This is a genomic window from Oscillospiraceae bacterium (assembly GCA_015068525.1).
Classification (GTDB): Bacteria; Bacillota; Clostridia; order UMGS1840; family HGM11507; genus SIG450.
This window is the reverse complement of record SVKJ01000045.1, coordinates 1-4,377: the sequence shown is the minus strand read 5'-3', so window position 1 is coordinate 4,377 and position 4,377 is coordinate 1. Positions and strand designations below refer to the sequence as shown.

The following is a 4,377-nucleotide window of genomic DNA, read 5'->3' as shown; positions in this document are numbered from 1 at the left end:
ATGCTCTTAACACCAGAATTCGGACCGCTTCTTTGGTTAAAAAATGGTTAGAAAGTTGATAATTTAACCGTTCTTGAAAGGAAAGTAAAAACCGCCTAACCCTATTGGTTAAGCGGTTTTTAACTGGCAAAGCAGAACAATAAAGATGCAAGATTTCATCACGAAGTGATTTCATCTGCACAGCAGATTTATTCAGTCGCAGACGGATTTAATTGAAAAAAGCACTTCCGAAGAAGTGCTTTTTGGGGAAAAGGCAAATGTTTAGATGCCTCTTTTTTTCGTAATGTATCACATTTTATTAAAATATGATTTTATATTTTCTCTTTTCTTTCTTTTTTACCATTAACTGGTCTTCAGTTTTTTGCAATATTTTGATAGTGTGATCTGATATTTTCTCTAACATATTAGTGCTATTTTCCTCAACTCCACAGGTGCTGATCTGCTTATCAGTTGCAAAAATATACTTATCGGTATCAGCGTCCATTAATTCTCTCAATTTTATTTCCTGTTCGTTGTTTGGGATAAGCTCAATAATATCTGCTAATAGCAATTCATAACAATCAAAAAATCTACTATATTGCACATCTGTGAAATGCCTGCCACAATACCTATATTCAATATGATCAAAATCAACAATACCAGTTTTGATCATTTCCTCCTGAAACTCTCTACTCAAATTTTTAACAGTTTCACGATCTTGTGTCTTATTAAATCTCCTTACAAATTTTTTTAAGTTTTTTGCATATACATACATTCTATAATCTTGTTTAGAGCATTTATCAATTGGTATTTTGTTATCGTCAACAACACAAAAATTTTTAGAAATATGGTCTTTTTCTGTTTCGTTATATTTATATGCTCCACCAACAGGCTGAAACTTTTGCGTTCCTCTTGCATTTTTAACTAGAAGATATTTACCGTCAATCTGTATTCTATATAAATATGCAAAAGAGATTCGAATTAAAGATTGCTTTGAGATAAGCTTACCCCTTAGAAGTTTGCGAAGAGAAACCTTCCAATTCGAGGTATCTGTACAATCCTGAATTTTGTGTAATGCATCAGGGATAGCAAATCCTAAAAAAATTCCGCTAATACTAGCTAGTCCCGCAACTTGATTTATTTCTCCAAAGATCACCCCAACAACCAATATAATGTTAATTATAAATATGCTAATTGCTATTAATATTTTTTTAATCATCTATTTTCTCCCTCTGTGGATGTACTCCCTTACCAAACCATTTGCCTGTTAGCAACCAAAGTTCATAAAACTCTGTCCATTCTACAGCCCAAGGCACAAAAGTTTTAATAATAGGCATAGACTTATCCCACTTATCTTCTTCATAATATGTTAAACAGAGTTCAGGTATTTTTCTCTTATAGTCGTTATGATATTTTGCGCCAAAAGTGTGTATTTCCACACTATTTCTCATATCTATTTCAGGGCTTATTACAAATACTTTTGGTTTTCTCCCTTTTGTATAGTCTATTCGCAATTTGTATTTACCATCTCTCACTATAAGTTCGGCACCAAAGGTGTTCCTAGTTCTAGAAACAACTTTACACCCAAGTGCCATAAGTTGCGAAATATCTCTGAACATATATACTAATGCTTTATCTTTCATATGTACCGCCAAAATATGTGTGTCTATTATACTCAGTTCCTCTTGTTTTATCTGCCGTTATATTTCCACCATCTTTTTCAAACAATAATTCTCCTGCATCTGCCATTTCCCCTATTCTCTTACCAAAATTCACTAATGTATTTTCAGCAATTTCTTGACCAAACGACTCTGACAATGACTTTTTCAAATTTTGCTGATCACTCTCAATAAATTCTTCTGGATTTATAACGATATCTTTTTTTGCTTTTATAATCCACTCATTAAACGCAGAAACAAGAGTCTGATCATCATTCCACTTATTCAAGAAGTTTTCACTAGTATTGGATGGATTATTTAACCAATACTCTCCATCTAAATTCTTCTCTAAATATTTAGGAAACTGCTCCAACATATTTAAAATTGTTAAATACACATTGTTTTTTTCATATAACCCAAATGTATCTTCATACGCCATTGCACATAAAGTAGTTATAATTATTGATGCAGGTCTTTTATCAGAATTAGGCTTGTTGGTGAAATATATATCTCTATGTCTCTTCAAAATTTGTATTGCCTTTTGCAGAGGATTTCTCATCCTTGAGAGTCGCAAATCCTCAACTGTTGTTTGAGCACTATGCATTACAACATGTTCTTTTAAAATAGTTTCGTATTGCATAGCTTTTTTAAACCAATCAATATACCCTTGAGGATTGCTTATATCGTAATAGTATAACCCTGTTCCGTCATGACGTGCAATTTCTATAGTATCATCATGTGTGGCACAATTTTTAGCACATGCTATATCCATATGAAATTGTGAGGAATCCGAATATCGAATTCTAATACACGGTTTCTTATCTTCGATCATTCCTTCATATCGACCATATGCAGTTAAAAGTTCCTTTACCTCCGCACGAATTTCTTTAGCACTAAAAACAGGGCTTTTAATTAACACAACTAAATCAACATCATACTGTTCTTTAGGATTCACTGGTTTTACCACAGTTCCTAACTCAAAAGAACCTTGAGGATAAACCACTACATCCCATTCATCATTTTTTGATTTTAAATAATCCCCTAAAGAATCATAAGCAGTTTCTGCTTTTTTTAACATTTCTTCTGTTATATTTAATTCATCGGCAAGATTGTCAAAGATTAAGCCTAGCTTGTAAGATTTTTCCATGAGGTTGCCTCCTTTTACAATTGAAGTTTTTATTTATTATACCATATTTCTCCAAAATTAGCAAGTTTTTTGCTTGTTTTGATATTTTATGATACAATAGAAACCATTTTAACTTTAAAGGAGGTTTCTTTTCTATGAACAAATCATATTCAAAGCAAGATAAGGAGAAAATTATTAAGCAATACGAAAGCGGCTTTTCTATCACTTCCATTCACAATTCTACCGGAATTGCAAGAAGTACATTGTACAAGTGGGTTAACGAGTGTAATTCAAGCAACAACATTAAGTCATTAAACAAGGGCGATTACAATAAGTTGAAAATGCATTGCGAAAAACTTGAAAATATAATTCAAATTCTCAAAATCTGCGGATGTACTGTTGATGCACCTTTAAGACAAAGGTTTGAAGTCATTAAAGAGCTTTCCACCGTATACAGTATAACCACATTATGCGATGCTCTTAATGTTCCAAAAGGAAGCTATTACAATCATATATTCAGAAATAAAAACGGAAACACATTAGCAGCTCAAAGAATAAAAGAATTAACCCCAGTCGTAGAGGAAATATATAACGAAAGCAAGCAAATCTTTGGTGCCGGCAAAATAACCGCGATTATGAATGACAGAGGCTACAAAACAACAGAGAAAACGGTTGCTAAGATAATGCACGCAAACGGTTGGTTTAGTATAAAATCAAGTTCCAAAACAATATATCTTCAAAATAAAGAGCGCAAAGAAAATATACTTAAACAACAATTTAAACCTGGTTCTCCTAATGAAGTATGGGTAAGTGATGTTACATATTTTGTTCTGAATGGCAAAAGATATTTTATTTGCGTTGTTTTGGATCTGTACGCAAGAAAAATCATTTCCTATACTATCTCTAAAAGAAATTCCACATGGTTAACCAAAACTTGCCTAATCAATGCATACGAAGAAAGGGATCCTGATACGTCAAAATTATTATTTCATACTGATCAAGGAAGAAACTATACCGCAAAGGCTTTTAGAGATTGCCTAATCTCATTTGGCATACAACAATCATTTTCAAGAAAAGGTGTTCCATATGACAACTCAGTTTGTGAATCTTTTTTTAAGTCACTTAAGCAAGAAGAATTATATAGAACAAATTATAGATCTGAAAAACATTTGCGAAAATCTTTGGGAGAATATATAATTTTCTATAACGAAAGAAGACCACATTCATACTTGCGTAATCGTACACCTAACAAGGCAGAATCTGATTATTACCACTATTCAAGCCAAAAAGAAAAAGTTTCAATCGAACAGTGAGTAGTTCTTTAGAAACTTTTTTTGCAAAACATTTTATATTTTAACACAAATTGGTTCTAGTGTAGCATTAATATTTTTCAGGAAATGCTAACAAAGCCTTTATTTTGCTATTCAAAATAAAAACAGACATCTTTATTCGAACATTCATAGTTCAAATTAAGGTGTCTGTTTATTTGGTGAGCCATCGGAGATTCGAACCCCGGACAACTTGATTAAAAGTCAAGTGCTCTGCCGACTGAGCTAATGGCCCGTATATGGCTGGGCTGGCAGGACTTGAACCTGCGCATACCAGAGTCAAAGT

The 4,377-nt window shown here is 32.7% G+C and carries 4 protein-coding genes and 1 tRNA gene; 1 reads left to right on the top strand and 4 read right to left on the bottom strand.

What is annotated here, in order from left to right:
* Positions 1 to 298: 298 nt before the first annotated feature.
* The 3 genes from E7419_08205 to E7419_08195 all read right to left on the bottom strand — a co-directional run bounded on the left by E7419_08205 (position 299) and on the right by E7419_08195 (position 2,784).
* Positions 299 to 1,045, bottom strand: a complete 747-nt coding sequence (locus E7419_08205) for a hypothetical protein (protein MBE7015158.1) — start codon at positions 1,043 to 1,045, stop codon at positions 299 to 301.
* 145 nt (positions 1,046 to 1,190) lie between these two features.
* On the bottom strand, positions 1,191 to 1,622 hold the full coding sequence (locus E7419_08200; GenBank protein MBE7015157.1) for a hypothetical protein: 432 nt from the start codon (positions 1,620 to 1,622) through the stop codon (positions 1,191 to 1,193).
* Complete coding sequence (locus tag E7419_08195; protein MBE7015156.1) at positions 1,612 to 2,784, bottom strand: nucleotidyltransferase; 1,173 nt, start codon at positions 2,782 to 2,784, stop codon at positions 1,612 to 1,614. The genes E7419_08200 and E7419_08195 overlap by 11 nt, the downstream gene beginning before the upstream one ends.
* Before the next feature lie 134 nt (positions 2,785 to 2,918).
* Here E7419_08195 and E7419_08190 point away from each other — a divergent pair, with 134 nt between their 5' ends.
* Positions 2,919 to 4,076, top strand: coding sequence for an IS3 family transposase (locus E7419_08190; protein MBE7015155.1), 1,158 nt, complete (start codon positions 2,919 to 2,921; stop codon positions 4,074 to 4,076).
* A gap of 174 nt (positions 4,077 to 4,250) precedes the next feature.
* Here the strand turns inward: E7419_08190 and E7419_08185 are convergent.
* Positions 4,251 to 4,326: transfer RNA gene (locus E7419_08185), tRNA-Lys, on the bottom strand.
* Between the last annotated feature and the right edge of the window lie 51 nt (positions 4,327 to 4,377).

Coding starts and splice junctions, on each gene's coding strand:
- E7419_08200 (MBE7015157.1), bottom strand. CDS start 1,622: ATGAAAGATAAAGCATTAGTATATATGTTCAGAGATATTTCGCAACTT.
- E7419_08195 (MBE7015156.1), bottom strand. CDS start 2,784: ATGGAAAAATCTTACAAGCTAGGCTTAATCTTTGACAATCTTGCCGAT.
- E7419_08190 (MBE7015155.1), top strand. CDS start 2,919: ATGAACAAATCATATTCAAAGCAAGATAAGGAGAAAATTATTAAGCAA.